Source organism: Mariniflexile litorale (genome assembly GCF_031128465.2).
GTDB lineage: Bacteria > Bacteroidota > Bacteroidia > Flavobacteriales > Flavobacteriaceae > Mariniflexile > Mariniflexile litorale.
Map to the genome: position 1 here is coordinate 71,401 of NZ_CP155618.1, position 26,745 is coordinate 98,145.

Annotated in this window: 26 protein-coding genes; 21 read left to right on the forward strand and 5 right to left on the reverse strand. The window is 31.8% G+C overall.

Annotated elements, in window-relative coordinates; translation table 11 throughout:
• Nucleotides 1-7 precede the first annotated feature (7 nt).
• From QLS71_RS00420 to QLS71_RS00435, 4 genes are all read right to left on the reverse strand, one after another.
• Nucleotides 8-634: a response regulator transcription factor gene (locus QLS71_RS00420; protein ID WP_308992436.1), complete on the reverse strand. Its 627-nt coding sequence runs from the start codon at nucleotides 632-634 to the stop codon at nucleotides 8-10.
• Complete coding sequence (locus tag QLS71_RS00425; protein WP_308992435.1) at nucleotides 631-3,663, reverse strand: sensor histidine kinase; 3,033 nt, start codon at nucleotides 3,661-3,663, stop codon at nucleotides 631-633. The genes QLS71_RS00420 and QLS71_RS00425 overlap by 4 nt, the downstream gene beginning before the upstream one ends.
• A gap of 221 nt (nucleotides 3,664-3,884) precedes the next feature.
• Nucleotides 3,885-5,801: a sigma 54-interacting response regulator gene (locus QLS71_RS00430; RefSeq protein ID WP_308992434.1), complete on the reverse strand. Its 1,917-nt coding sequence runs from the start codon at nucleotides 5,799-5,801 to the stop codon at nucleotides 3,885-3,887.
• Nucleotides 5,802-5,814: 13 nt separating this feature from the next.
• Nucleotides 5,815-8,043: a histidine kinase dimerization/phosphoacceptor domain -containing protein gene (locus QLS71_RS00435; protein WP_348636579.1), complete on the reverse strand. Its 2,229-nt coding sequence runs from the start codon at nucleotides 8,041-8,043 to the stop codon at nucleotides 5,815-5,817.
• A 380-nt stretch (nucleotides 8,044-8,423) separates the two neighbouring features.
• Between QLS71_RS00435 and QLS71_RS00440 the strand changes: the two genes are divergently transcribed.
• A complete protein-coding gene (locus QLS71_RS00440) occupies nucleotides 8,424-9,245 on the forward strand; it encodes an alpha/beta hydrolase (RefSeq protein ID WP_308992432.1) in 822 nt (273 codons plus the stop codon).
• Between the two features lie 94 nt (nucleotides 9,246-9,339).
• Here the strand turns inward: QLS71_RS00440 and QLS71_RS00445 are convergent, their stop codons facing one another.
• Complete coding sequence (locus QLS71_RS00445; RefSeq protein WP_308992431.1) at nucleotides 9,340-9,621, reverse strand: hypothetical protein; 282 nt, start codon at nucleotides 9,619-9,621, stop codon at nucleotides 9,340-9,342.
• Nucleotides 9,622-9,720: 99 nt separating this feature from the next.
• On the opposite strand from QLS71_RS00445, the gene QLS71_RS00450 reads away from it, so the two are divergent.
• The 20 genes from QLS71_RS00450 to QLS71_RS00545 all read left to right on the forward strand — a co-directional run bounded on the left by QLS71_RS00450 (nucleotide 9,721) and on the right by QLS71_RS00545 (nucleotide 26,738).
• Nucleotides 9,721-10,305, forward strand: coding sequence for a Crp/Fnr family transcriptional regulator (locus tag QLS71_RS00450; RefSeq protein WP_308992430.1), 585 nt, complete (start codon nucleotides 9,721-9,723; stop codon nucleotides 10,303-10,305).
• Nucleotides 10,306-10,517: 212 nt separating this feature from the next.
• Complete coding sequence (locus QLS71_RS00455) at nucleotides 10,518-11,300, forward strand: alpha/beta hydrolase (protein ID WP_308992429.1); 783 nt, start codon at nucleotides 10,518-10,520, stop codon at nucleotides 11,298-11,300.
• Between the two features lie 118 nt (nucleotides 11,301-11,418).
• On the forward strand, nucleotides 11,419-11,949 hold the full coding sequence (locus tag QLS71_RS00460) for a YceI family protein (protein ID WP_308992428.1): 531 nt from the start codon (nucleotides 11,419-11,421) through the stop codon (nucleotides 11,947-11,949).
• Between the two features lie 37 nt (nucleotides 11,950-11,986).
• The gene (locus QLS71_RS00465; protein WP_308992427.1) at nucleotides 11,987-12,676 is read left to right on the forward strand and encodes a hydrolase; all 690 of its coding nucleotides are present in this window, start codon (nucleotides 11,987-11,989) and stop codon (nucleotides 12,674-12,676) included.
• Nucleotides 12,677-12,720: 44 nt separating this feature from the next.
• On the forward strand, nucleotides 12,721-14,514 hold the full coding sequence (locus QLS71_RS00470) for an amidohydrolase (RefSeq protein WP_348636580.1): 1,794 nt from the start codon (nucleotides 12,721-12,723) through the stop codon (nucleotides 14,512-14,514).
• Between the two features lie 3 nt (nucleotides 14,515-14,517).
• A complete protein-coding gene (locus tag QLS71_RS00475; protein WP_308992425.1) occupies nucleotides 14,518-14,820 on the forward strand; it encodes a phosphoribosylpyrophosphate synthetase in 303 nt (100 codons plus the stop codon).
• Nucleotides 14,821-14,840: 20 nt separating this feature from the next.
• On the forward strand, nucleotides 14,841-15,275 hold the full coding sequence (locus QLS71_RS00480; RefSeq protein WP_308992424.1) for a DoxX family protein: 435 nt from the start codon (nucleotides 14,841-14,843) through the stop codon (nucleotides 15,273-15,275).
• On the forward strand, nucleotides 15,272-15,721 hold the full coding sequence (locus tag QLS71_RS00485; RefSeq protein ID WP_308992423.1) for a DMT family transporter: 450 nt from the start codon (nucleotides 15,272-15,274) through the stop codon (nucleotides 15,719-15,721). The genes QLS71_RS00480 and QLS71_RS00485 overlap by 4 nt, the downstream gene beginning before the upstream one ends.
• Before the next feature lie 4 nt (nucleotides 15,722-15,725).
• Nucleotides 15,726-17,090, forward strand: a complete 1,365-nt coding sequence (locus tag QLS71_RS00490; RefSeq protein ID WP_308992422.1) for a porin — start codon at nucleotides 15,726-15,728, stop codon at nucleotides 17,088-17,090.
• 106 nt (nucleotides 17,091-17,196) lie between these two features.
• Entirely contained in the window at nucleotides 17,197-18,129 is a 933-nt protein-coding gene (locus QLS71_RS00495; protein WP_308992421.1) for a ring-cleaving dioxygenase, read from the forward strand.
• A gap of 7 nt (nucleotides 18,130-18,136) precedes the next feature.
• Nucleotides 18,137-18,763 (forward strand): alpha/beta hydrolase, encoded by a 627-nt coding sequence (locus QLS71_RS00500; protein ID WP_308992420.1) that lies wholly within the window; start codon nucleotides 18,137-18,139, stop codon nucleotides 18,761-18,763.
• Between the two features lie 5 nt (nucleotides 18,764-18,768).
• Complete coding sequence (locus QLS71_RS00505) at nucleotides 18,769-19,122, forward strand: hypothetical protein (protein WP_308992419.1); 354 nt, start codon at nucleotides 18,769-18,771, stop codon at nucleotides 19,120-19,122.
• Between the two features lie 19 nt (nucleotides 19,123-19,141).
• Entirely contained in the window at nucleotides 19,142-19,630 is a 489-nt protein-coding gene (locus tag QLS71_RS00510; protein ID WP_308992418.1) for a Dps family protein, read from the forward strand.
• A 241-nt stretch (nucleotides 19,631-19,871) separates the two neighbouring features.
• Nucleotides 19,872-21,461 carry an FMN-binding glutamate synthase family protein gene (locus QLS71_RS00515; RefSeq protein WP_308992417.1) on the forward strand — a complete coding sequence of 530 codons (1,590 nt, stop codon included), beginning with the start codon at nucleotides 19,872-19,874 and terminating at the stop codon, nucleotides 21,459-21,461.
• A 305-nt stretch (nucleotides 21,462-21,766) separates the two neighbouring features.
• On the forward strand, nucleotides 21,767-22,381 hold the full coding sequence (locus QLS71_RS00520; protein ID WP_308992416.1) for a TetR/AcrR family transcriptional regulator: 615 nt from the start codon (nucleotides 21,767-21,769) through the stop codon (nucleotides 22,379-22,381).
• 1 nt (nucleotide 22,382) lies between these two features.
• On the forward strand, nucleotides 22,383-23,633 hold the full coding sequence (locus tag QLS71_RS00525) for a TolC family protein (RefSeq protein WP_308992415.1): 1,251 nt from the start codon (nucleotides 22,383-22,385) through the stop codon (nucleotides 23,631-23,633).
• Nucleotides 23,634-23,733: 100 nt separating this feature from the next.
• Nucleotides 23,734-24,630 (forward strand): HlyD family efflux transporter periplasmic adaptor subunit, encoded by an 897-nt coding sequence (locus tag QLS71_RS00530; RefSeq protein WP_308992414.1) that lies wholly within the window; start codon nucleotides 23,734-23,736, stop codon nucleotides 24,628-24,630.
• On the forward strand, nucleotides 24,627-25,529 hold the full coding sequence (locus QLS71_RS00535; RefSeq protein WP_308992413.1) for an ABC transporter ATP-binding protein: 903 nt from the start codon (nucleotides 24,627-24,629) through the stop codon (nucleotides 25,527-25,529). Before QLS71_RS00530 ends, QLS71_RS00535 begins: the two co-directional genes overlap by 4 nt.
• Nucleotides 25,529-26,257: an ABC transporter ATP-binding protein gene (locus tag QLS71_RS00540; protein ID WP_308992412.1), complete on the forward strand. Its 729-nt coding sequence runs from the start codon at nucleotides 25,529-25,531 to the stop codon at nucleotides 26,255-26,257. The genes QLS71_RS00535 and QLS71_RS00540 overlap by 1 nt, the downstream gene beginning before the upstream one ends.
• 94 nt (nucleotides 26,258-26,351) lie before the next feature.
• Nucleotides 26,352-26,738: a GxxExxY protein gene (locus tag QLS71_RS00545; RefSeq protein ID WP_308992411.1), complete on the forward strand. Its 387-nt coding sequence runs from the start codon at nucleotides 26,352-26,354 to the stop codon at nucleotides 26,736-26,738.
• Nucleotides 26,739-26,745 lie beyond the last annotated feature (7 nt).

Below are 26,745 nucleotides of genomic sequence, written 5' to 3' on the forward strand. Positions count from 1 at the left end.
TCATGTATTAATTGAGCCGTTTAGGATTTTTTCTTATCCATAATAATAAGGCATTTTGGGTAGATTTAATCTTAAGTTTACGAATGATATTGGAGCGGTGTTTTTCTACAGTTCTTTTGGAAATGAAAAGATGGTCTCCTATTTGAGAGGATGACCAGTCTTTTGCTAGGTAACGTAAAATTTTAAGTTCTGTAGGTGTTAATTTTTCAATAGCATTATCGTCACCAGATATATAAATTTCTTCATTGAGATTTTTACTGGTATAGGTATTCCCACTTTTTACAGCACTTATGCAAGTTTCTATTTCGCTTAAAGCATCGTCCTTTAAAATATAACCGCTAATGGTTGTACCTATTTGTTTAATTATGGCTTCCTCTTTATGAAGTGTTAGAATAATAATTTTAGTAGATATTTTGTGCTTTTTACACAGTTTAGCTATTTCTAATCCATTCAATTTTGGCATATCAAAATCCAAAATCGCAATATCTGGTTGTTGTTTTAAAATGGCATTATAAGCGCTATTACCATCGTTTGCCGTGTCTAGAATAATAAAATCTTTGGTCTTAAGAAAATGTGCTGTACCATTTAATAGCAAAGGGTGATCGTCTGCTAGAATTAGTGTTGTTTTTTTCATGCCGTAGGTACAGTTATTGTTATAATGGTTCCTTTTTGGGGTGCAGAAGAGATTTCTAATTGTGCATCAATATATTGAGTACGTTCTTTTAAGGTTTTTAAACCCAGACTTAATATGCTATTCTCATAGGTCTTAGGATCAAACCCTTTTCCATTATCCTTTAATATAAAATAAATATACTTTTGACTTTTTGTAACTTGTAAATTACAAGCTGTAGCGTCTGCATGTTTTACAACATTAGAGATACTCTCTTGTATCATTCTAAAAATAAAAATTTCTTTTTCCTTGGGAATAACACCTTGTATTTCATCTATCTCGGCAGAGAAAAAAGTAGGAGCATTTTTTTGAAAAGCATCAATAACATTATGTAGAGATTGCGTAAGCCCTAATTGCTCAAATTGAAAAGGGTGTAAATTATGAGACATATTACGCACCTCATTAATAGTATCTTCAACAAGTGTAAGATCATTTTTTTGTATGCCTTGTTTCATGAGTATGGTATTTTTAAGAAGCAATAATTTTTGCCCAATACTATCATGAAGTTCCTTTGCAATACGGGAGCGGTCATTTTCTTGTGTATTAATCAATTGAGTCGCAAATTGTTCTTTAAGTTTATGTCGTTTTTTGAGTTGGAGAACGTACCAATAGCCCAAAAGCCCTAATAATAAGGTTAGCATAAGATAAAACCAAACTGATTTATAGAAAAAGTCTTTAGCTCTAATTTTTAAGTAGAGCGATTCACCAATTTTTTGCTGTGTAGCATCTACGGCTTCTATTTCGAGGATGTAATCTCCAGAGGCAAGGTTTATAAGGTTTACTTCGTTCTTTTTGGTTAATAAACTCCATGCTTGCTTGTTAAGTCTATATCTGTAACTTATTGATTCATTAATAAAAACTCCAAATAAACCAAATTGCACCATTAGGTTACGGTTTTCTTCGGGTAAGTTTATTTTTGAGATCTTACTTAATTTTTCAGAGCTCAGCTCTAATATTTGAGTTTTAGTCTCTTTGTTGTAATATCTTAGAGCGGAAAATTTTAAGGTGGCATTAATAGCTGTTTTACTGAGGGAATCGGGGTGAAAATAGTTTAACCCTTTTAAGGTTCCTACCAAAAAATACCCATCTTCAGTTATTGCAGCACTATACCGATTACTTTCATTATAACTCATCCCATCATTTTCACCATAACGTGTGGTACTTTTGTTTTTTGGATTAAATACCACTATTCCCGAAAAGGTGTTTAGCCATATACGTTTCTGCTTGTCTAATAAGAAGCTGGCTATACTAGCTTGTAGGTCGTCTTGGTATAGTAATTCAAAACTTTTAGTTATTGGATTAAAATGATACAGTTTTCCAGAACGACTTCCCACGAGTAGTCCATAAGGATCTGTATAATCAATAGAAAGCAGGAAATTATCGTCTGCATTATCATTAATTTTATAAACGATAGCTTGTTGGGCTTCATAAACTAATAAACCGGACCCTGTAGCGCCATAAATAATGTCATCTTTTTTAACTATGTGTTGCACATCTAAAGTATCAGTATCTGCCAAAACAGTATGTGTTCCAGTAGCCTTATCAAACTTCATTAATTTATAAGCATAGGTTCCGTAGTATATCGAAGTACTATCTTCTACCATTGTAGCCACAGGATAATGAATATAACTTTTTAACGTTCGATACTTATCGTTTACGTGAACGATCCCCTTGTTATAAGAGCTCCAATAACCTTCCGATGTCTTGAAAAACCCTCTATTCTGATCAGGAGAATAGGACACGCCTTTTAAGGTTACGTCATAATTAAACGCTTCTTTTGTTTTAAGATTTATTTTAAACCAACCTTTATTTTCTGTAGCCACTAGTGCTTCTTCCTTACCTAAAGGTAAAATACCACGTATGGAATAATTATTTAGGAAAATAGAAAAATTAGGACTTTCAAAAATAATATGATGCAGCTTACCTTCGTTAGCAATAAAAACTTCTTTTTCAAAATTTCTTGAAGCAGTATGTGGGATATTTGTAAGCTTTAGATCATAGCTAAAATCAGGGCGATCCAAATCTTTAAGGTATCGTAAAATACGTAAACCATTCTTTCTAAGCTCTATTTTAAGCGTATTCCCCTTAGAGTCGTTACGAATAGTATTATTTACTAGCGCAAATACACTCTCATTAAATACGGTATTAAAAATATCGGTTTTATGCCATGTTCTTAGATCTGGATCGTATTGGTAGTAATCGTTTTTTCCAACAAAAAAATTTGCATATACATGCCCTTTGTGTTTAAACATCGAGCCTATGGTTAATTTATAATCAATTAATGATGGGTCTACCCCAAGTGCTTTACTTTCTAAAACACTTTTAAATGTTCCGTCACTATCAAAGGTAAGTACTCCTGAACGATCATTCACAATAAAATGGTCATCAAACGCTGCGAGACTTGTAACATAGATATGTTTTCTATTAGGTATCGTACTTAATTTCGTTATTTTTAAATCATTACTTAATTTAAGTATAAAATTGTTTTCATTATTACTAATAAAAATCAAAAACGCTTCCTTGTATGGAAAGAATGATAGTTGAAAAAAACCAAAATTTTTAAGTTGAGGAAGAGGTATTGGAGTAAATATTAGCGTTCTAGGGTTTAGAAGGTATAATTTTGAATTTTCTTTGGCTTCAAAAAAAACATAAAACAGTCCATCCGCTCTTTTTTTTATATAAGTATTTTCAAATAAAACACCCTCGATGTTTGGCAGTGCAATATCTTGAAATAAACTGCCGTTAAAACGTTGTATAGCAGCCTTACTAACATTTAACTTAAATTCATTAGGGTCTGGTGATATTCCACTTATCCATAGCCAGTCTTGATCATCAAATACCACCGATTGAATATCTACAATTTTAAAACCATCTTGAGCCGTATATACGTTATGATTTTGTGGAGTGTTTTTTATAATGCTACTTTGAGCATTTACCTCTGGTAAAAGAAAAGATAAACAAAATATAATATATGAAATATAAGCTCTTCTCAAGTGGTTAGATTTGTTATGGGCACACAAAAATAACTAACTTTTCTAATATGAGACTATGGCTTTATTGTTTTTCATTTTAAACGATTATATCTGGATTTTTATCTTACTTGTTTGTAAAAACACCCTTTCCTTATTAAGTGCACTTAATTCACTATTTTAGCTTGTAATCAAATATTTCTTCTCAAAGTATTGGGCAGATAAAGAAAAAATAGCTTTGCATATTAATAAATATCACCCTTTTTTATACCCAACTTTTTTATTTTAGAATTCAAAGTAGACGTTGGTATTTTTAATATTTCAGAAGCTCCACCTTCACCATAAACTTTGCCTTTACATAATTTTAAAACAGATAATATATAATCGCGTTCCATGTCTGCAAGCGGTTTTAATTCATTAGATGCACTATTACTATTTTTAATATTTATAGTGTTAAGAGGTTTGTGTAACTCATTTATAGTACTGCCTTTTGCTAATAAAACACTTCTTTCTATGTAGTTCTCTAACTCCCGAATGTTTCCTGGCCAAGAATAATCTATCATTTTTTGGAGCACAAAATGGGATACATCCATTTTCACATTGGAAAATTTAGCGATAAAATAGTCGACTAAAACAGGGATATCATCTTTTCTATCTCTTAATGAAGGTGTGTTAATCGGAAAAACATGTAATCTATAATAAAGATCCAGCCTAAACTTCCCTGCTTCAACCGCTTCTTCTAAATTTTTATTAGTTGCAGCAATGACTCTCACATCTATGGAAATGGTTTTATTGGTACCTATACGTTCAATTTCCTTTTCTTGTAAAACCCGTAAAAGTTTCACCTGCATTTCTAAGGGCATTTCTCCTATTTCATCTAAAAAAATAGTACCTCCATTTGCTTGTTCAAATTTACCAATTCGAGTTTCTGTAGCTCCTGTAAACGCACCTTTGTCATGACCAAATAAAGTAGACTCGATTAAATTTTCTGGTATGGCGCCACAATTGATTACTACAAACGGTTTGTTTGAACGGGGTGAAAATTCGTGGATGCTTTTTGCAAATAATTCTTTCCCTGTTCCACTTTCACCCATAATTAACACTGAAGTTGTCATGGGAGCCACTCGTTTTATATCATCAAAGATGTTAAGTAGCTGAAAGCTATTTCCTATTATTTTTTTAAAACCTATGTATTGCTCAGTAGACGTGATTGGTATTTTAGGCTGTATTGTTGTTTCTATATTTTGTGTTTCTGATTCTAATAAGGGCGACAGTATTTTTATAAAAATAGTACTGAATTTTTGAATTACATCTAATTGTGTTCTTAGAAAAACTTCATTTTTCCTATTGTAAAAAGAAAGGTTGAGTTTTAAGTTTTCTCCAAAATCAAAAGAAACAAACATACTAGATTGTGCCTGAAAGCAGTTCGCTATAAGCTTTTCAAACGGATACTTAACCTGTAACTCTTCAAATTGGGCATTGTTAAAAATCTCTGACACATCTTCAAACATTCCTTCTGCTTGTATTTTTTTAAGGGTAGTTATGTCTTCTCGTGATATGTTAGAAAATTCTTGAAGACCAATAATTTGGTAATCTTGAAGACCAATTCTATTAAAACCTAAGGATAAGTTTATATGGTCACCTTTTAGACCCATCTGTAAATAATCGAAAGGAATATTTGTTTGAAATGCTTTAGCAATTTCAGTGAATGTATCTTCCCATTTTGGATGTTTAGGAATTCTATTCAGTTTTTCAATGAGTTGTTGTTCTAACTGAGAGTTAAAATTAAGATTATGCTCAACATGGTATGATGCAATTTCTAAAGTAATAAGAAGGTCTTTTTCTCTAAAGGGTTTTACTAAAAACCCATAGGGTTTGGTCGCTTTAGCTTCGTCTAATATTGTTTTATTAGAATAAGCTGAAAGGTATATGAAAGGAATACCCATTACCTGAAGTTTTTTCGCTAAATCAATACCCGTCAATTTCCCCTTTAAATGAATATCCAATAATACCATATAGGGCATTTGTTTATCAATAAGCTGAAGGGCTTCATTAACAGAAGATGCTATCCCAATAATATTATAATTTTGATTTTTTAAAAAGCATGCCAAGTCATTGGCTACAATAAATTCATCTTCTACAATTAATATGTTTTTGTTCATTATGCTTTTGATATTAAAAATTTTGAGTATAAATATCAGAAAATGTCTTGTTTACAAATACTATTTCGATTAAGGTTCCTTCTTTATTTTTTATCTTAAAATCCCCATCTAGTTGATTAGTAAGCCCTTTAATTAAAGTCATTCCTAATGAAGACGACGTATGCCATGAAAATGAATCTGGAATACCAACACCATTGTCTTTAATGGATATAAAATAATTGTTTATTTGTTTTTTCATTATTACGGTAATCATTCCTTTTTCTTGATTTGGGAAAGCATATTTTATGGCATTTGTAATCGCTTCGTTTAAAATTAAACCCACAGGAATCGATTGATTTTCTTGTAACATAATATGTTCTATCTCTAACTTAAAATCAATATTAGAATTCATATCTAAACTATCTTTTAAATAGCCTATTAAATCTTTTATATAAGAATTCATATCAATAAGTGTGGCATTCTCTGTTTTATAAAGTTTTTGATGAATTAAAGAAATAGCAAATAATCGATGTTGGCTATTTTTTATAGCTGAAAATGCTTCTGGATTTTTAATATAATTAGATTGTGTATTAAGTAGACTCATAACTATTTGAAGGTTGTTCTTAACACGATGGTGAATTTCTTTTAGAAGCCACTCCTTTTCCTTCAACAGTTCTTGAAGCGATGTATTTTGTTGTGCGATCTCTCCTTTTTGACTTACAAGTAAACGATTTGTTCGTTGTTTACTATTATAACTTCGATACAGCAAAAGGCTAACTATAAAAAAAAGAATTAATCCTCCAAATACAAAATTTTTCAAAATGGTTGTTTTTGCTAATTTACTATTCTGAATTAAATTTTCATTTTTTAAAGATTGGATATCATGTTCTTTTTTTACGGTTTCATACTGAATTTGTAATTCTTCAATTTGTCTACTTTTTGTTTCATTAAAAATGGAATCATTTAATTCCTTATATCTTTGATAATATTTTATGGCAGATTTATAATTTCCTAAAGCGGAATCTGTTTTAAACAACATTAAGTTTGCTTTTACTTTATTAGAAACACTAGAAGTTCCTGCTGGAAATTCTAAAGATTTTAAAAGAAGTACTTTAGCCTTAGTATAGTATTCTTGCTCTACATAGAATGTGCCTATTTTAAGATATGCTAATGAAACATGTCTGGGCACAGGGGTGTTTTCAGAGTCTTTTTGATAAAGTGCTATCATATTAGCAAAATGTTTTTCTGCTAATTTTTTATTTCCCACTGCATCGTAAACATAACCTTTAGCTTCTTCTATGGTAGGTTGATTTGATGATGCATCTAAAGGAGCAACGCTTAAAATGAGATCTAAAGCTTCTTGTTTTCTATTTAAAATGAGTAATTCTTTACTTGCAATATTGATAATGTGATATAACAATGTTCTGTCTTCAGGACTTTTTATTTTAATAGCCTTATGATACCATTCTAAACTTTTTTCATGATTGCCTATGGCGCTATAATTTTCGCCTACAAAATGATAATATAATTGGGCATTTAAAGTATCCTTTGTGCTTTCCATGCTTTTAACACACTCAAGCGAATAATAAAGACTTTTCTCCAAATTGCCTTGAATATTTTGAACTAACTGTAGTAAATGATAGGTGTGGTGTAGATTTCGGTAATTGACAGATTTATATAATGCTAAAGCTTCTAACAATTTGTTGTTAGCTAATATTAACTTTCCGTCGTTTAAATAACAATGCGCCATATGATTCAAAACATCTGCTTGATTTTTTTTTGAATCTAGTTTTGAATAGATACTTAAGGACTTATTAAATATTTCATTTATTTCTTCGTAACTCTTTATTTTATTTTCTTTAAGAAATAAAGCATTACCCAGTTCCATCAAAGTATTTGCTTCACTCCATTGGTCATTTGTTTTATTAAAATAATTAATAACACGGGTATAATTTTCAATTCCTTTAGGATAATCATTTTCTTTAAATGCCAGTTTTGCTAGATAATGCAGGCTTTTATTTTCTAAATATTTATTATTACTAGATTGAGAAAGTTTTAAAGATTTTTCAAAATAATAGAACGCACTATCAGCACTTTCGGATTTATTTAAATAGCCACTTCCAATATTTAATAAAGAATCTATTGTAGATTCTAATAGCCCTGTATCAAATTTTTTTAAATCTACATTTTTAGAAGTTTCTTGTTGTTGTTTTTTACAAGCAACAATAAGAAAGAAAATTAAAACTACTTTTTTCACATTCATTATGTAGTATATGACCTATGGATTCTCTTGTAAAGTTAATTAAAAAACACAAGGGATTTAATACCATATGTATGTTGTATTCAAAATTGCTGCCATGATCTAAATTACTAAAAAACAGCATTTTGTGTTTTTAAACTTTTGGCTTATTGCGCTATGTAACAAAACGTATCACAAATTAGCGATATATCACCAATAAACAATAACACTCAAAACAATAAAATATTGATTTTCAATAACTTGAAACAAAGGAACATCATTTGTTAAGCCTCAAATAACTCTACTAAATTTATTTCTTGTTCTAGTTCAATGCGTATATGTTTAATTAGAGTCAATTTTGAAATATAAAAATGAACAATAATTCACAATATAAAATTAAAATTATGGGAAAATTAAAATTAAAAGACGGAACAGAAATTTATTACAAAGATTGGGGCACAGGACAACCTCTTGTTTTTCATCATGGATGGCCACTATCAAGCGATGACTGGGATTTACAAATGATATTTTTTGTGAATCAAGGTTACAGAGTTATTGCGCATGATCGTAGAGGTCATGGTCGCTCCACCCAAACAGCCATTGGAAATGACATGGATACCTATGCTTCTGATGTTGCTGAAATTGCTGAAGCACTCGATTTAAAAAATGCTATACACATTGGGCATTCCACAGGTGGTGGTGAAGTCATTCGGTATGCTGCTAAATTTGGAAAAGGTCGTATTGCCAAAGCGGTGCTAATAAGTGCTGTTACACCTATCATGGTTAAAACAGATCATTATCCAGATGGCGTTCCTATGCAAGTATTTGATGAAATCCGCTTAAATACGGCTACAAATCGTACTCAGTATTTTCGAGACTTTACAACTCCGTTCTTTGGGTATAATCGCAAAGGCGCAAAAGTATCTCAAGCCGTTATGGATAATTGGTGGCGTCAAGGTATGATGGGTGGCATCAAAGCACATTATGATTGTATCAAAGCCTTTTCTGAAACAGATTTCACAGAAGATTTAAAAAGTGTGGATATTCCTGTATTGGTTATGCATGGAGATGATGATCAAATAGTGCCTATTGCATCAACCGCCGAAATTGCTGTAAAGCTTTTAAAAAACGGAAAACTCATTTCATATCCTGGCTTTCCTCATGGTATGCCAACAACGGAAGCTGACACTATAAATAAAGATTTATTAGACTTTATAAAATCTTAATAGTAAGAAAAGAATTTGGTGACTTTTGAATAAATAAAGTAAAATGGAATTATCTTTTAACTGGTGGGTTATTGATAATTCCATTTTCAATTAATTATTTAATAATTTCTATAGATTTAGAGACAAGTATTGGAGGGTAGGTTTCTATCATTTTTATTATTTCTAATTTTATTTTATTCCCCTCCTCTACCTTAACAAAATTACCATTTGGAATACTAATAACAGTAGTGTAAACATTATTTTTTGAATCTTTTAAATATAAAGTCTGCCCATCTTTGCCTTGTTCAATTTTTGTAATCGTGTATTTATTAGTTTCTTCCATAGTTTTACAACCTAAAAAAAGAGTGATGATGATAATGGTTATTACTGCTTTCATTGTGTTTTTTTTTGAGTAAAAGTAAACATCGCACATTATTTATTATAATTTAGTAGGAGAATATTTTTTTGTAAAAAGAACATGTAATTTTTTAAACGTATGCATTCAACCATAGACCATAATATATCAAAATTTGTTTCATTTACAGATGAAGAATTAAACATATTTCATGAGCTATTAACTATAAAAACAGTTTCTAAAAAAGAATACTTGTTACAAGAAGGTGATATTTGCGAGTTTGAAGCTTTTGTAATACAAGGATGTTTAAGAAAATATTATATCAATGAAAATGGTGCTGAAGTGATTGTCCAATTCGCTATTGAAGACAGTTGGACAAGTGATATCGCTAGTTTTTCAGATCATAAACCCAGCCATTTCTTTATTGAAGCATTAGAAAATTGTAAACTTTTAATTTTAACACCTACTAGTAAAGAAAAATTACTTTCAAGTGTTCCTAAATTCGAGCGTGTTTTTCGAATTTTAGTACAACGTCATCTATCTGTTACACAAGATCGTTTGGTAAATACAATTGCCAAAACAGCTCCCGAGAAATATCTTGATTTTTTAGAACATTATCCTACGATTCCCCAAAGAGTTGCCCAACATTACATTGCTTCCTATTTAGGTATTTCTGCCGAATTTTTAAGTAAAGTTAGAAAACGACTTGCTAAACCTAATAATTAGGTAAAAACACTTACCAAACTTCTTCAGTTCCTATTTCTCTAAATATCGCTGTTTCTCTAAAACATTAACGACATACCAATAATACAACACACTCAAAAACACATAAATAACTGTAATTCAAAACAATGAACTAATGGCATTTCTTTTGAATGTTTTATGATGTTGTGAAAGTAGGAAGGTAAATTCCTTAATAATTCACAAGGTTCTAAAACATGAATGCTAGTAAGAAAGTTTATTTTATAACGGGTGCTTTTGTTAATAGTACGAGTTGGGATCTATGGAAAGCCTACTTTGAATCGAAAGGATACTATGTTGTAATTCCAATTTGGCCTACTAAAGAAGGAACAACAAAAATATTAAAAGATAAACATCCTGATTCCATTTTAGGGACACTCACACTACATGAACTCTTTACTTTTTATTCAGAATTAATTAAACAAGAAAAGGAAAAACCAATAGCTATAGGTCATTCGGTAGGCGGCTTAATTGTTCAGATATTACTTCAAGAAAATCTTTTATCTCTGGGAGTTGCTATTCATTCCGCTGCTCCAAAAGGAGTCATCAGTTTCCAGTTTTCTTTTTTCAAATCACTTTGGAAACCTTTTGGAATGTTTAAATCAAAAAACACGCCCCATTTAATGTCTTTAGAAGAATGGCAATATGCATTTACGAATAACATGAGTTTATATGATCAAAAAGAGACTTACGAAAAATTCCTAATTCCTGAATCAAGAAGAATTATTAGAGGACTCTTTACAAACGCTGCTAAAGTTAAGTTTAATAAAAAAATGCAGCCTTTGCTTTTCGTTGCTGGTAGTCATGACAACTTAATGCCTGCTAACTTAAATTTTCTGAACTACAAAAAATATAAAAATTCAATATCTGTAACCGATTATAAGGAATTTGAAGGAATCAATCATTTTGTTTTGGGAGGAAAACATTGGGAACAAACGGCTAATTATATAATCAATTGGGTAAAACAACATGAGAATTAATTAAAAAAACAGAAGCTATGTTTTCTTGTCCTAGTTCAATGTACAGCTTTTGTATAAATAGCAATTTTGTAATGTAATAATTAAGTAATCAAATATTAATTAAATAAAATTTAAAATTATGGCAACTACAAAATGGACAATTGATCCAACACACTCAGAAATTGGTTTTAAAGTAAAACACATGATGTTTACTAACGTTTCAGGAAAGTTTCAAGAATTTGAAGCATCTGCTGAAACCGAAGATGGTTTTTTTACAAACACAAACTTTGAATTTACTGCTAAGTCTAATTCTATATCTACAGGGAATGCAGATAGAGATAAGCATTTAGTAAGTGGTGATTTCTTTGATGTTGAAAATCATCCAACAATAAGTTTTAAATCAAAATCTTACACTAAAATATCTGAAGGAGCGTATAAACTCATAGGAGATTTAACGCTACGAGGTGTTACAAACTCAGTAACTCTAGATGTTGAATTTCATGGTACTGCCAAAGACCCATGGGGAAATGAAAAAGCTGGATTTGGGATAAATGGAAAAATAAACCGAAAAGATTGGGGATTAAACTGGAATTCTGCACTTGAAGCTGGTGGCGTTTTAGTTGGTGAAGAAATTAAATTAAACATAGAACTACAGTTCGTAAAACAATAATAATTAATCAATCTATTAACAATTAAAATTAAACATTATGAAAACATTATTTTCAACACTCATCATTGCTTTTATAAGCACATTAGGATTTGCTCAAAAACCAAGTTCAGAACTTTTAAATCCAACAAACCATGCATTGGTTTTAATTGATCATGAAGGTCAAATGGCGTTTGCAACCTCAAGTATTTCAATTACAGAGCTTAGAAACAATACAGCCATAGTAGCTGGTGCATCAAAAATATTTAATATACCTACTGTGGTAACAACGGTGGCAGAAGAATCTTTTAGTGGGCCTGTCTTTCCAGAAATTGAAGAATTTTATCCACAAGCAACGTCTAATTACATAGATAGAACAACGATGAATACATGGGAAGATGTAAATGCCTATAAAGCAATCACAGGAAAAGGTAAAAAGAAACTAGTTCTGGCAGGCTTATGGACGAGTGTATGTATTGTTGGTCCAGCACTATCTGCAAAAGCTGAAGGCTATGATGTGTATGTGATTACGGATGCTAGTGGTGATGTTTCTAAAGAAGCGCATGAACAAGCTGTTTCAAGAATGATACAAGCCGGTGTAAAACCAATGACCTCCATGCAATATCTTTTAGAATTACAAAGAGATTGGGCACGAAGTGAGACTTATGTACCAGTAACCAATTTAGTTAAAAAGTATGGTGGTGCTTATGGCTTTGGAATTGTTTATGCTCATAAAATGTTAAAACATTAATTAATAATAGCCTTATGAAAATAAGGCTATTTTTTTCTACACTCATGAAAACACTATCTAAAATAATAATGCTATTTTTTCTTGTCGGTTTTATGGCTTGTAAAAATAAAACAGAACAATCTCTGGAGGCTCCTGCAGACTTAATAGTTTATAATGCGAAAGTAACTCTAGAAAAAGAAGGCGATTTTGCTGAAGCCTTTGCTGTAAAAGACGGAAATTTCTATAAAATTGGAAATTCAGATGACATACTAAAACTTAGAGGAGAAAATACGCAAGTCGTTGATGCTAAAGGCAAAACAGTTATTCCTGGACTTAATGATTCCCATACGCATTTAATTAGAGAAGGATTGAATTACAATTCTGAATTGCGATGGGATGGTGTAACAACCATACCAGAAGCTTTAAAAATGCTAAAAGAACAATCCGAAAGAACTCCAGAAGGACAATGGGTTCGTGTTATTGGAGGTTGGGGTGAATTTCAATTTAAAGAAAGACGCTTACCAACTCTTGAAGAAATTAACGCAGCTGTACCAGACAAACCAGTATACATTATGTATTTGTACTCTCTAGGGTATTTAAACCAAAAAGGCATTGAAACCTTGGGTTATAACGCTTCAACAAAATATCCGGGAGGTGAAATTGAATTTAAAAATGGAAAACCAACTGGATTGCTTGTTGCAAAACCAAGTGCGCTCATACTTTATAAAACCCTCACAAAGCTTCCAAAACTGTCTTATGAAGAGCAGTTGAATTCAACACTTCATTATTACAGAGAATTAAACCGATTAGGTGTTACAAGTGCTATTGATGCTGGTGGAGGTGGTCAATATTATCCTAACAATTACAGTGTTTCAAAAGAACTAGCTGAACAAGGAAAACTCAATGTAAGAACATCCTATTATCTGTTTGCTGTTGATAAAGGAACTGAAAAGGAGTTTTTTAACACCTGGGTAAATCAACTAAAATCTGGTGCTAATGATGATATGTTTAAACCTAACGGCTATACCTATGAAGGTGCTGGAGAAAACTTAACATGGGAAGCTGCCGATTTTGAAAACTTTTTGGAACCCAGACCTGAATTGCACGATGTCATGGAAAGTGAATTGGATTCCATAGTGACCATCATTGCTAAAAATCAAGCACCTTTTAGAATTCATGCAACGTATAACGAATCTATTGAACGTTTTTTAAATGTCTTTGAAAATGTTGATAAAAAATACCCGTTTTTAAATAAAGTACGATGGATTATAGATCATGCTGAAACTATAAACGATGCCAATCTTCAACGCATAAAACGTTTGGGTGGTGGTATTGCTGTGCAAGACAGAATGCTTTTTCAAGGGGAATACTTTGTAGATCGTTATGGGGCTGAAGCTGCAAAACACACGCCTCCTATTGCAAAAATTATAGATATGGGAATCCCTCTTGGTTTTGGTACCGATGGAACCCGAGTAGCTAGTTACAACCCTATGCTAACGCTATACTGGGCTATTTCGGGGAAAACATGGGGAGGTTTTCAATTGTACGATAACAATAATAAAATTTCAAGGTATAAAGCTCTTGAAGTTTTTACTAGCGGAAGTGCTTGGTTTTCTAATGAAGAAACGGTAAAAGGTTTTATTAAAAAAGGGATGTATGCAGATTTTGCAATTCTTTCAGATGATTATTTCACGATGCCAGAAGAGGCTATTAAAAATTTAACCTCCCATTTAACGGTAGTGAATGGTAAAGTGGTATATGCTGCAAACGATTTTAAGTCTCTAGACCCTGCTATACCCGAAGTAATTCCTAGTTGGTCTCCTGTTAAATATTTTGGTGGTTATCAAAATAACAAATAAACCATGAGAAGTTACGATACGCTAACGGAAGCCATAAATTCAAAGCAAACAGAGGGTTATACTTTTGATTTTAACTTGAAAAGTTCCATATTGGAATGCAAAACTTTAAATAAAACATTTAAACCTAATGAGTTTAATGTCGATGTATTTTATCGATTTGAAGGCGATTCAAATCCTGATGATTCTTCTATCCTTTATGCCATTCAAACAGCATGTGGCATTAAAGGTTTATTGGTTGATGCCTATGGTGTTTATAGTGATTCTTTAACTGCTGAAATGATTCAAAAACTAAAAATTAGTCACTAATTTTTATCAAAACAATAGTTATGAAACAGTTTTTAAAAAAAATGACCACAACCGCTTTAGAAGGAAAACAAGTTCATGCAGCACTTCTGTTTTTTAGGATAATAGTGTCGCTAGAACTTATTATTGTACATGGTTTTAAAAAAATTGGAATTGGCGTTGAAGTATCAGAAATGGTGCCTAATCCTTTAGGTTTACCAGAAGGAATCAATGAGTTTCTAGCCATAAGTGCCAATATAGGGTTTCCTGTTTTTATCATTCTAGGGGTATTTACGCGGTTATCCGTACTGCCCATTTTGGCAGTAACGCTTACGGGCTATTTTATCCTTCATGCTCATGACGCTTTATTGATTAAAGATGTGCCATTTATGTACTCCGTTTTCTTTCTATTTATACTAATAATAGGACCTGGTAAATATTCCATTGATGCTTTCATCCATAAAAAAATATCACCATGAAAACACAATTAATTTTAATTCTAACGGCCATAATAGCGGGTGCTGTTTTACCATTTCAAGCCGTATTAAACATTCAACTTGGCAAAACCGTACATCAACCCGTTTTTGCTGCATTTGCATCTTTTGTAATAGGTTCTATTGGGTTGCTAATCTATTTAGTAATTATAAAATTTGATTTCTCAACAATTTCACAAGTAAAAAACGCCTCATCGGTGGTGTGGTTAGCGGGTCTTTTAGGAGCGTTTTATGTAGCTGCAGTCATAGTTTTAGCTCCTAAACTGGGCACTGCTTTAACTTTTGGTTTGGTCGTTGCAGGACAAATGACAGTATCTTTAATTTTAGATCATCATGGGTTTTTGGGGTTACCAATAAAGGAAATTAATTGGCAAAGAGTAGCAGGTGTTATTTTACTATTAATAGGAGTCGTTATCATTCGGAAATATTGATATCATGAAATCGGGAATGGTTTTCTACTTGACGTTTATCATAGCTTTAAGCTATAATTCTGGTTTTTCACAAGATGATAAAGCATTAGAATTTCATCTGCTTGGACAAGATGATGACGGGTCTTTTTTAAGTGAGCAGAAACATAAGTCCGCTTACGAAAGTTTCAAATGGATAGATTTAGGAGATGAAAACTCTTTATCATTTGGTGGTGGCTATCGTTTTCAAATAGAAAATTTTGTGAATCAAGATTTTTCAAACCAAGATAATGAAGATAATATCTGGTATTTAAACCGATTCCTTTTGCATTCACATTTAAAACTAGGAAACCAATTTGAGTTGTATTCCGAATTAAGTTCTAGTACAACAATCAATAAAAAAGATTTAGCTCCTGTTGATAAGGATGAATTGTCAATCAATCAAGTATTTGTGAAATACCATTTTAATTCCCATTGGAGTTTCCTTTTAGGAAGAGAAAATCTAAAATTTGGAAGCAGAAGACTTATAGATATTCGTGAAGGCCCCAACGTAAGACGTTCCTTTGATTTAGCAAGATTGGATTATACCACTCAAAACACACAGGTGACTACTTTTTTTTCAATACCAGTACAACTTCAACCGAAGGTTTTTGATAATGATTTTTTGAATTTTAACGAAACCTTCAGTGGCGTGTATGCGACAAAGTCTTTCAATAAATCTTTAAACATAGACCTGTACGGATTTTATCAAAAAGATAATAGTGTTAATTATAATAGTGGTTTAGCAAATGAAAGAAGATATACTTTGGGGACAAGGTATTTTGGAACCATAAACTCATTCACATTTAATAATGAAATGGCTTATCAATTTGGCCAGTTTGGAGAACAAAATATTCGGGCTTATACATTATCGTTGCAAGGTGAAGTTGCATTTAATTTTCTCGCAGACAAATCGGTTTTAGGTTTAAAAACTGAAATTATTAGTGGTGACAAAAACAGTAATGATACCACCCTAAAGACCTTTGATGCCCTGTACCCAAGAGGCGCTTATTTTGGAAAGGTAGCGAAATTTGGACCCTCTAATTTAATTGATGTTCACCCGTATATTAATGTAAAAAAAGGCAATTGTTATGTGGAGTTAGACTATGATGTGTTTTGGAGATATTCAGTGTCTGATGGTGTTTACGGTGCTTCTTTACTTTTAGATTTTCCATCAACGAATAACAAAGCATTTATAGCGCAACAAATTGGAACGCTTTTGGGCTATGATATTAATAATCATTTTAATATAGAATTTGAAACCAATATCATTTTTCCAGGCGATTTTTTAAAGAACAGTAATTTATCGGCGACACTTTTTCATGCCGTAATTACGACCGAATTTAAATTTTAAAATAATGGGTCTCTCGGTTATTAACCAGAATGTTTTCTTGTCCTAGTTCAATGCACAGCTTTGAATATGGGAGTAATTTTGAATAAACAATTAAAAACATAAAATCATGGAACATAAAATTCAAGGCTTGCATCATATTACAGCTATTGCAGGCGACGCAAAACGCAATTATAATTTTTATACAGAAGTTTTAGGATTGCGATTTATTAAAAAGACAGTCAATTTTGACGATCCAAAAACCTATCATTTTTATTTTGGAGATGAAATTGGAAGCGCAGGAACTATTTTAACTTTTTTCCCATGGGGAAATTCAATTCCACAAGGTAGACGAGGCTCTGGGATGGCAACCGAAATTGGCTATTCAGTACCTAAAGGCAGTTTAGAATTTTGGGTGGAGCGATTTGAAAAATATAACGTAATTTATAATAAACCCGCACAGAAATTTGGAGAACACTATCTTACTTTTTTAGATCCTGATGGGTTGAAATTTGAGCTTGTTGAAACTGATGATACTAGAAAACCTTGGGTAACCAATGAAGTTACTGTAGAAAATGCAACCCGAGGATTTCATAATATCACCATTACTTTAAATGACATCAAAGGAACAGCCAATGTGTTAACATCCATCTTTGGTTACGAATTAGTGTCTCAAGAAGCCAATCGATACCGCTATGTTGTAGATACCGTTGATCATGCATCTATAGTTGATTTAGTAGAATTACCTTCAGAAAAAAGAGGGCATGTGGCAAATGGTACCGTTCATCACGTAGCATTTAGAGTAAAAGACGATGAAACTCTTATGTACTTCCGTGAAAAAGTAGAAGCTGCAGGACTTAACATTACGCCACAAATAGATAGAAATTACTTCCACTCATTATATTTTAGAGAACCAGGCGGTGTATTATTTGAAATAGCAACTGATAATCCTGGTTTTATGGTTGACGAATCTGTTGAAGAATTGGGCATGAATTTAAAATTGCCAGCTCAATATGAGTCACGTAGAAGTGAGTTAGAAAACCATTTAGTAAAACTTAATTAATTATGTTATGAATTATCAACCTTTAAAATACATATACCAACCCTCTGGAAACCCTGAAGCATATACACTATTACTGCTTCATGGGACTGGTGGTGATGAAACGGATCTTATTCCTTTAGCTAAAAATTTTGGAAACAACTTTAATATATTAAGTGTAAGAGGAAATGTATTAGAACATGGTATGCCTCGTTTTTTTAGACGTATTGGAATGGGCATTTTTGATGAAGAAGATCTAAAGTTCAGAACGCATGAATTAGTAAACTTTATTAAAGAGATTGCTTCAAAAGAAGGGTTTAATAGTACAAAGCTTATTGCTTTAGGGTACTCCAATGGAGCCAATATTGCAGGTTCAACATTAGTACTTCATCCCGATTTTTTATCTGGAGCTATTTTGTTTAGGCCTATGCTTCCTTTTAAGCAAATGCCAGCATTTCAAGCTACTAAAAAGGTTCCTGTTTTTATAAGTTCAGGAAATTTGGATGGCATGGTTAGTATGTCAGAAATTCAAAATTATACAAATTTATTAGAAGCGAATCACTTCAATATAGAACAACATCAATTGAATACAGGACATAATTTAACGGAAGAAGATGTGGCACTGGCTGTAAAATGGGTACATACTAATTTTAAATAATAACTATGGATTTCAAAATAACCAGGGTATATTCAGATACCAAAGGCGAAACACACTTTGAGGATCTGAATATTCCTTTAAATAATAAAGGGGACATAGGATTTCTTTCTGAAGCTCAAAAAGCAAATACAATCATTTTTAGAAAAGTAACAGAAACCTATGATTATAATTTTCATGTCTCACCTTCCCGTCAATATGTTATTTTATTAGATGGTGAAATTGAAATTGAAACGTCTTTAGGAGATAAGCGCACGTTTCAATCTGGAGAAATCTTATTGCTTGAAGATATAACAGGCAAGGGACACAAAACAAAAAACATAAAGACCCAAGTTAGGTCATCATTATTTATTGAACTATAATAATTTTTAAAATAAGAAAATGAAAACATCAACAGGAAATTTAAGCAAAATTGGTTTAAACGAAAAACGAAGCGAAAAATTGGCAGAAATGTTAAATGATTTACTTGCTAATTACTCTATATTTTATCAAAATGTTAGAGGCTATCATTGGAATATTCAAGGAGAGAAGTTTTTTGAACTACATATAAAATTTGAAGAACTTTATAATAATCTTTTTCTCAAAATAGATGATGTCGCAGAACGTATACTTACCTTAGGTTTTAAACCTAACTATAAGTTTACTCAATATCTAAAGACTTCGGCTATTTTAGAAAGTAACAAAGTAACTAATGGACAAAACTCGATAGAAGAAATTCTTAAATCCTTACAAACAATTTTAACGAAACAAAGACTTATACTCGATGTATCTGCCGATATAAATGACGTAGGAACAAATGCCTTAATGAATGACTATATCAGTGAACAAGAAAAGCTAGTATGGATGTATTCAGCTTATTTAAAAGTTTAAAAACTATGTAGTAGAAACTCATACTAAACAAAAATCTGCTTAACCTAATGAAGAAAAAATATCTTTTTATAATGATATCAGCCACGTCAAAAAAGTTTTAAATTCGTATCTTCCCTACTCCATAAATACTGTCTTTTGTTTATAAAAGTTAGATTATTCATAAATAAAAGTAAACAATACCTTTTTAATTGATAATTAATTTTTGTAGTAATATCTTTAGCGTTTATTTAAATACGAAAACATGCAAGCACGTAAACTGTTCATTTTAATTTCCACAATCATAATTGTTACAATTGTAGGAATAGCTTTTTTTTGGCTTCCCATTTTATGGCTCTTTATTTTCGTATGTCCTTTAATTTTAATGGGGGTTTTTGATATTTTTCAAAAAAAGCGGACTATTAGAAGAAACTTTCCATTAATAGGTCGCTTCAGGTATATGTTAGAGTCTATTAGACCTGAAATCATGCAATATTTTGTTGAAACGGATACACAAGGGAGACCAATAAACCGTATATTAAGGTCTTTAGTATATCAAAGAGCAAAAGGTGAAAATGACACAGAACCCTTTGGCACCCAGATGGATATCTACCATTCCGGATATGAATGGATGGAACACTCTATGTATGCAAAAAACAACCCGAAAGACATAGGCAAATTTCCACGTTTATTAATCGGTGGCAAGGATTGTAAACAACCATATTCCTCTAGCCTATTGAATATTTCGGCTATGAGTTTTGGTTCTTTAAGTAAGAATGCCATTTTAGCTTTGAACAAAGGAGCCAAAATGGGGAATTTTGCCCATAATACTGGTGAAGGAGGCATAAGTGATTATCATCTAGAACATGGCGGAGACCTGATCTGGCAAATTGGAACAGGCTATTTTGGCTGTAGAAACGAAGACGGCTCCTTTAATGAAAAAACTTTTAAGGAGAATGCTACTAGGCCTCAGGTTAAAATGATAGAAATAAAGTTATCTCAAGGAGCTAAGCCAGGACACGGAGGTATTTTACCAGCCATCAAGAATACTGAAGAAATTGCAAAAATAAGGCACATTCAACCTGGAGTTGCAGTACATTCTCCGCCATCTCATTCCGCTTTCTACGATCCCATACAATTTATGCATTTTATACAAAAGCTTCGCGATCTTTCAGAAGGAAAACCAGTTGGTTTCAAACTGTGTCTTGGTCGTAAACAAGAGTTTATGGATTTTTGCGAGGCTATGATTTATACAGGCATCCTACCCGATTTTATTACCGTAGATGGTGGTGAAGGTGGAACCGGTGCAGCTCCTGTAGAATTTTCAAATTCCATGGGAATGCCTTTACGAGAAGGATTGATTTTTGTTCATGATACCCTCGTTGGCTTTGGATTAAGAAAAGAAATTAAAGTCATTGTTGCTGGAAAAATAATAACAGGGTTTCATATGGTTAGAGCTATAGCTCTTGGTGCAGACGGCTGTAATAGTGCACGTGCCATGATGCTTTCTATTGGCTGTATTCAAGCATTACAATGCAATAATAATACGTGTCCTGTGGGTGTTGCTACCCAAAATCCTTCTTTAGTTAGAGGGTTAGTCGTTGAGGACAAAGCTCTAAGAGCAAATCGTTTTCATGAAGCAACCATACATAGTTTTTTAGAACTCGTTGCTGCAGCAGGACTTAATAGCCCAGATGAATTAACAAGAAATCATATTAGTAAAAGAGTTGGGTTGTATGATGTACAGACTTACGAAGATATTTATCCATATATGGAAGAAGGGTCATTAATTAATATTGATACAATTCCTGAAAACTATAAAAAATTTTTCCACCTTACTCGTATTATGAAATAATCTATAAATCAAATGATTTTAAAATATTTCTTAAGATCATTCTTAACAAAGTAGCAAATCATCAAAAAGATTTTTAATGCATCTTTAATGTCTTGGTTTTTTTCTATATTTTTTCCGCCAAAATAAACCATCTTCTATTGATTGGTTTTTCTATACTAAAAATTAGATAAAGACTTATTGTTTAACGAAATTCTTAAAAAGTAAAATTCATATTTAATATAATGCACAAAAAATAATTGAACAGAAAGTTGTTTCAATTCTTTTTTGTAAATTTACTAACCATTTGGTTAAACCATATAGTTGGAATGAAAAAAATAAAAGACGAAACCACCGAAGAACAAATATTAGACGCAGCAAAAAATGTATTTCAATCTAAAGGAATGGATGGCGCACGTATGCAAGAAATTGCTAATAAAGCAGGAATTAACAAGGCAATGCTGCATTATTACTACAGAAGTAAGCAATTACTATTTGAAGCTGTTTTTAAAAGCGCATTTTCATTATTAGCACCTCAATTAAATGCGGTTTTAAATGATGATGCGTCTATTGAAAACAAGGTTAGAAACTTTACTTCAAACTATATTTCGTTTATAGCTAAGCATCCTTATTTACCAAATTTCGTCATTCAAGAACTCAATAGAAATCCTGAGTTTATTATAAAGTTGAAAGAAAATCCAAACTTTTTAAACCTTGATAAATTCAAAGTTCAAGTAGAAGATGAAGTGGAGAAAGGCATTATAAAACCGATTAGTGCAGAACAATTATTCATCAATATTATGGCATTAAATATTTTTCCATTTGTAGCAAAACCGTTGCTTATGGCATTTACAAATACAGATGACGACGCCTACAAACAACTGATAGAAGACCGCAAAACAGAAGTTGCCGACTTTATTATTAATTCTATAAAGCACAAATAATATGAAACAATTATTAATCATTTTATTACTCTTAATTGGGCTGCCAAATGTTGCACAACAGAGTATCTCTTTAGAAGAATGCTACATTTTGGTGACAGAAAATTATCCATTAGCAAAACAGGCAAAACTTTTAGATACGCAAAATAAATTGGATTTAGAAGTTATTTCTACTTCAAAATTACCACAGCTAAGTTTAGATGCGCAAGCCACCTATCAATCGGATGTAATAGAATTCCCTTTAGCAATTTCAGGAATCGAACCATTAAACAAGGACCAATATCGTGCTACAGTTTCTGTAAATCAACTCATTTATAATGGAGGCGCAACAGATGCGTCTTTAGATTTAAAATCCGCCCAATTAAAAACGAAACAAAAACAAATAGAAGTCAGTTTATACCAACTAAAACAACAAATTAATCAACTTTATTTTTCTGTTTTATTAACGCAAGAATCTCAGTTATTATTAAAAGCTAAACAGAGCCAATTAAAAGCGAAACTTGGGGAAGTACAATCAGGAATTAAGTATGGTGTTATTTTACCAACTTCTGACAAGGTTTTAGAAGCTGAATTATTAAAAATAAACCAACAATTTAACGAATTAGAAAGCAATAAAGCAATGCTTATTGAAACATTATCTAGTTTAATAAGTCAACCATTACATGCTTCAACAACATTTCAAAAGCCACTTTTAGAAATACGATTGCAAACAGAAATAGTAAGACCAGAATTAGAATTGTTTCAATTTAAAAAAGAAGAAATTGAAAATTCAGTAAGCCTTTTATCAAAACAAAATACACCCAAATTACTTGGTTTTGCAACAGGTGGTTACGGAAATCCAGGATTAAATATGTTGGATAATTCGTTTCAAACATTTTATACCGTTGGTGTTAAAGTAAATTGGACTGTTTTCGATTGGAATGCTAACAAAAAGCAAAGAGCATCTTTAGCTATCAGTAAAGATTTTGTAGAAAATGAAACCGAAATTTTTAGACTCAATACTAACATTGCGCTAAATCAACAACAAAAAGAAATCGATAAAATTGAAGCATTTATTACTTCAGATTTAGAAATAATTAACCTTAGAAAAGAGGTTTTGAAATCGGCAGATTCGCAACTTAAAAATGGTGTGATTACGTCTTCGGCATACATCACAGAGCTTACTAATTTATACGAAGATGAAAATACCATGGTAAAGCATAACATTCAGTTACAATTGGCAAAAGCAAATTACAATGTCATTAAAGGACAATAAAAGAAAAAACATACAGATTCAACAGATAAACGCAGAAAAATTAGAGTCAAAAAAATCAGCGAAGATCTTTGTGATCTGTGGGAAACAAAAAATATAAAACATGAACACACACATATATATATTAGGATTAGGCAGTATACTTTTTACTTTGTTTTCTTGCGGAAACGATAACGGAAAAGCAGATGGTTACGGAAATTTTGAAGCGACAGAAATAACCATTTCTGCAGAAAATAATGGAAAACTAATGCAGTTTGCTATTAACGAAGGAGATAAACTTCAAAAAGAACAATTTATTGGTTATATAGATACTATTCCGTTAACATTAAAACGTGAGCAGTTAGAAGTTTCTAAAGCTGTAATTGCTTCAAAATCTAAAGGCGTCTTATCTCAAATAGCAGTTTTAAATTCAAAATTAAAAACTGCAAACACAAATAAAATACGAGCTCAAAACCTTATAAAGGATAATGCAGGAACACAAAAACAATTGGATGATGTTCTTGGTGAAATGGATGTTATTAAAAGCCAAATTAGAAGTGTCGAAATTCAAAATGCACCTGTTGTGAATGAGCTTAAATCTATTGATGTTCAGTTAAAACAAATTGACGATCAAATCCAGAAAAGTAAAATTACAAACCCTTTAAACGGAACTGTTTTAACAAAATACGCAGAACCAAATGAAATTACTGCTTTTGGGAAACCGCTTTATAAAATCGCAGATTTAAGCACCATGCAATTACGTGTTTATATTAGTGAAACACAATTAGCCAATATTAAAATAGGACAAGAAGTTACGGTTAAAATTGATGATGCAGATGCGATGAAATCGTATAAGGGAACGATTAGTTGGATAGCTTCGGAAGCAGAATTCACACCCAAAATAATTCAAACTAAAGAAGAACGTGTGGCATTAGTTTATGCTGTAAAAGTAGACGTTAAAAACGATGGCAGCTTAAAAATTGGAATGCCTGCAGAACTATGGATAAATACTGTAGAATGAGTATTATAGTTTCTAACATATCAAAATCTTACAAAAGCGTAAAAGCTTTAGAGAACATTTCTTTTGAAGTAAAAGAAGGGGAGCTTTTTGGACTTATTGGTCCGGATGGCGCAGGTAAAACAACATTGTTTAGAATTTTAACAACGCTGTTAATTGCTAATGAAGGCTCTGCAACGGTTGCTTATTTTGATGTGGTTTCAGACTATAAAAAGATTCGTAATAATGTTGGCTATATGCCAGGAAAGTTTTCTCTCTATCAAGATTTAACGATTGAAGAAAACTTAAATTTCTTCGCAACCATTTTCGGAACCACCATTCAAGAAAACTACGATTTAATAAAAGAAATTTATGTTCAAATAGAGCCTTTTAAAGAGCGTCGTGCTGGTAAATTATCTGGTGGAATGAAACAAAAGCTGGCTTTATGTTGTGCTTTAATTCATAAACCAAAAGTGTTGTTTTTAGACGAACCAACAACAGGAGTTGATCCAGTGTCGAGGAAAGAATTTTGGGACATGCTAAAACGTTTGCAGCAAAAAGGTATTACCATTTTAGTATCTACACCATATATGGATGAAGCTGCTTTGTGTGATAGAATTGCATTAATTCAAAACGGTAAAATTTTACAGATTGATACACCTCAAGCTATTGTCAAACATTACCCAAAGCAAATTTATAACGTACGTGCAAATGATACGTATCAATTACTCAATAGTTTAAATGCCTACAAACATAACCATAGTGTGTATCCTTTTGGTGAATTTGTACATTATACTGATAGTAGAGAAGATTTTAATCCGAAAGATTTAATAGACTATTTAGAGTCTAAAAACTTATCGAATATAAAAATAGAAAAAACCGAACCAACCATTGAAGATACCTTTATGGAATTAGCTAAATAATGAAAAACGAAAACGTCATAGAAGCTCAAAATTTAACCAAAATGTTTGGTGATTTTACAGCAGTAAATGCCATTTCTTTTAAAGTTAAAAAAGGAGAAATATTTGGATTTCTAGGAGCCAATGGAGCAGGAAAAACAACAGCGATGAAAATGCTAATAGGCATTTCTAAACCAACTTCAGGAGCTGCTAAAGTAGCTGGATTTGATGTATTTACTAATGCAGAAGATATCAAGAAGAACATTGGTTATATGAGTCAGAAATTTGCTTTATATGATGATTTAACGGTTAAAGAAAACATTACATTCTTTGGCGGAATTTATGGTTTATCAAGAAAAAGTATCAAAGAGAAATCTACAATTTTAATAGAAGAGTTAGGACTAGAAAAGGTGGCGAGTAAATTAGTAGGTTCCTTACCATTGGGTTGGAAACAAAAACTATCCTTTTCGGTGTCTTTGCTTCACGATCCTAAAATTGTGTTTTTAGATGAGCCAACAGGTGGAGTCGATCCAATTACGAGACGTCAGTTTTGGGAAATGATTTACAAAGCAGCCAATCAAGGCACAACCGTTTTTGTAACTACGCATTATATGGATGAAGCTGAGTATTGCGATCGTGTGTCTATAATGGTAAACGGAAAAATTGAAGCTTTGGATACACCTAAAAAGCTTAAGCAACAGTTTAACGTTGCCAATATGAATGATGTGTTTTTAAAACTAGCAAGAGGATAGAGAATTTCCCGCAGATTTCTCAGATTTTCGTAGAAAAGGACTTAAAAAAATCTGCGTTTATTCGCGAGATTTGTGGGAGTAAAATCAAATAATTATGGAAGATAAAACAGAAAACGACATTTCATATATAATCAGAGGAGCAATTTTTAAAGTCTATAATGAATTAGGCCCGGGTTTATTAGAGTCTGTATACGAAGCTGTTTTAATGTATGAATTAGAGAAGCAAGGGTTATCTCTTAAAAAGCAAGTACCATTGCCTGTATTTTATGATGGTATTGAATTTGAAATAGGCTTTAGATTGGATTTATTAGTAAATAATAAAGTGATAATCGAAATTAAATCGGTAGAAACTTTGTCTAAAGTACATCACAAACAAGTTTTGACTTACTTAAAAATTTCAGAATTAAAACTAGGCATTTTAGTGAATTTTAATGTAGAGGATATAACAAAAGGAATTTTCAGAAAAGTAAACGGTTTATAAAAAATAT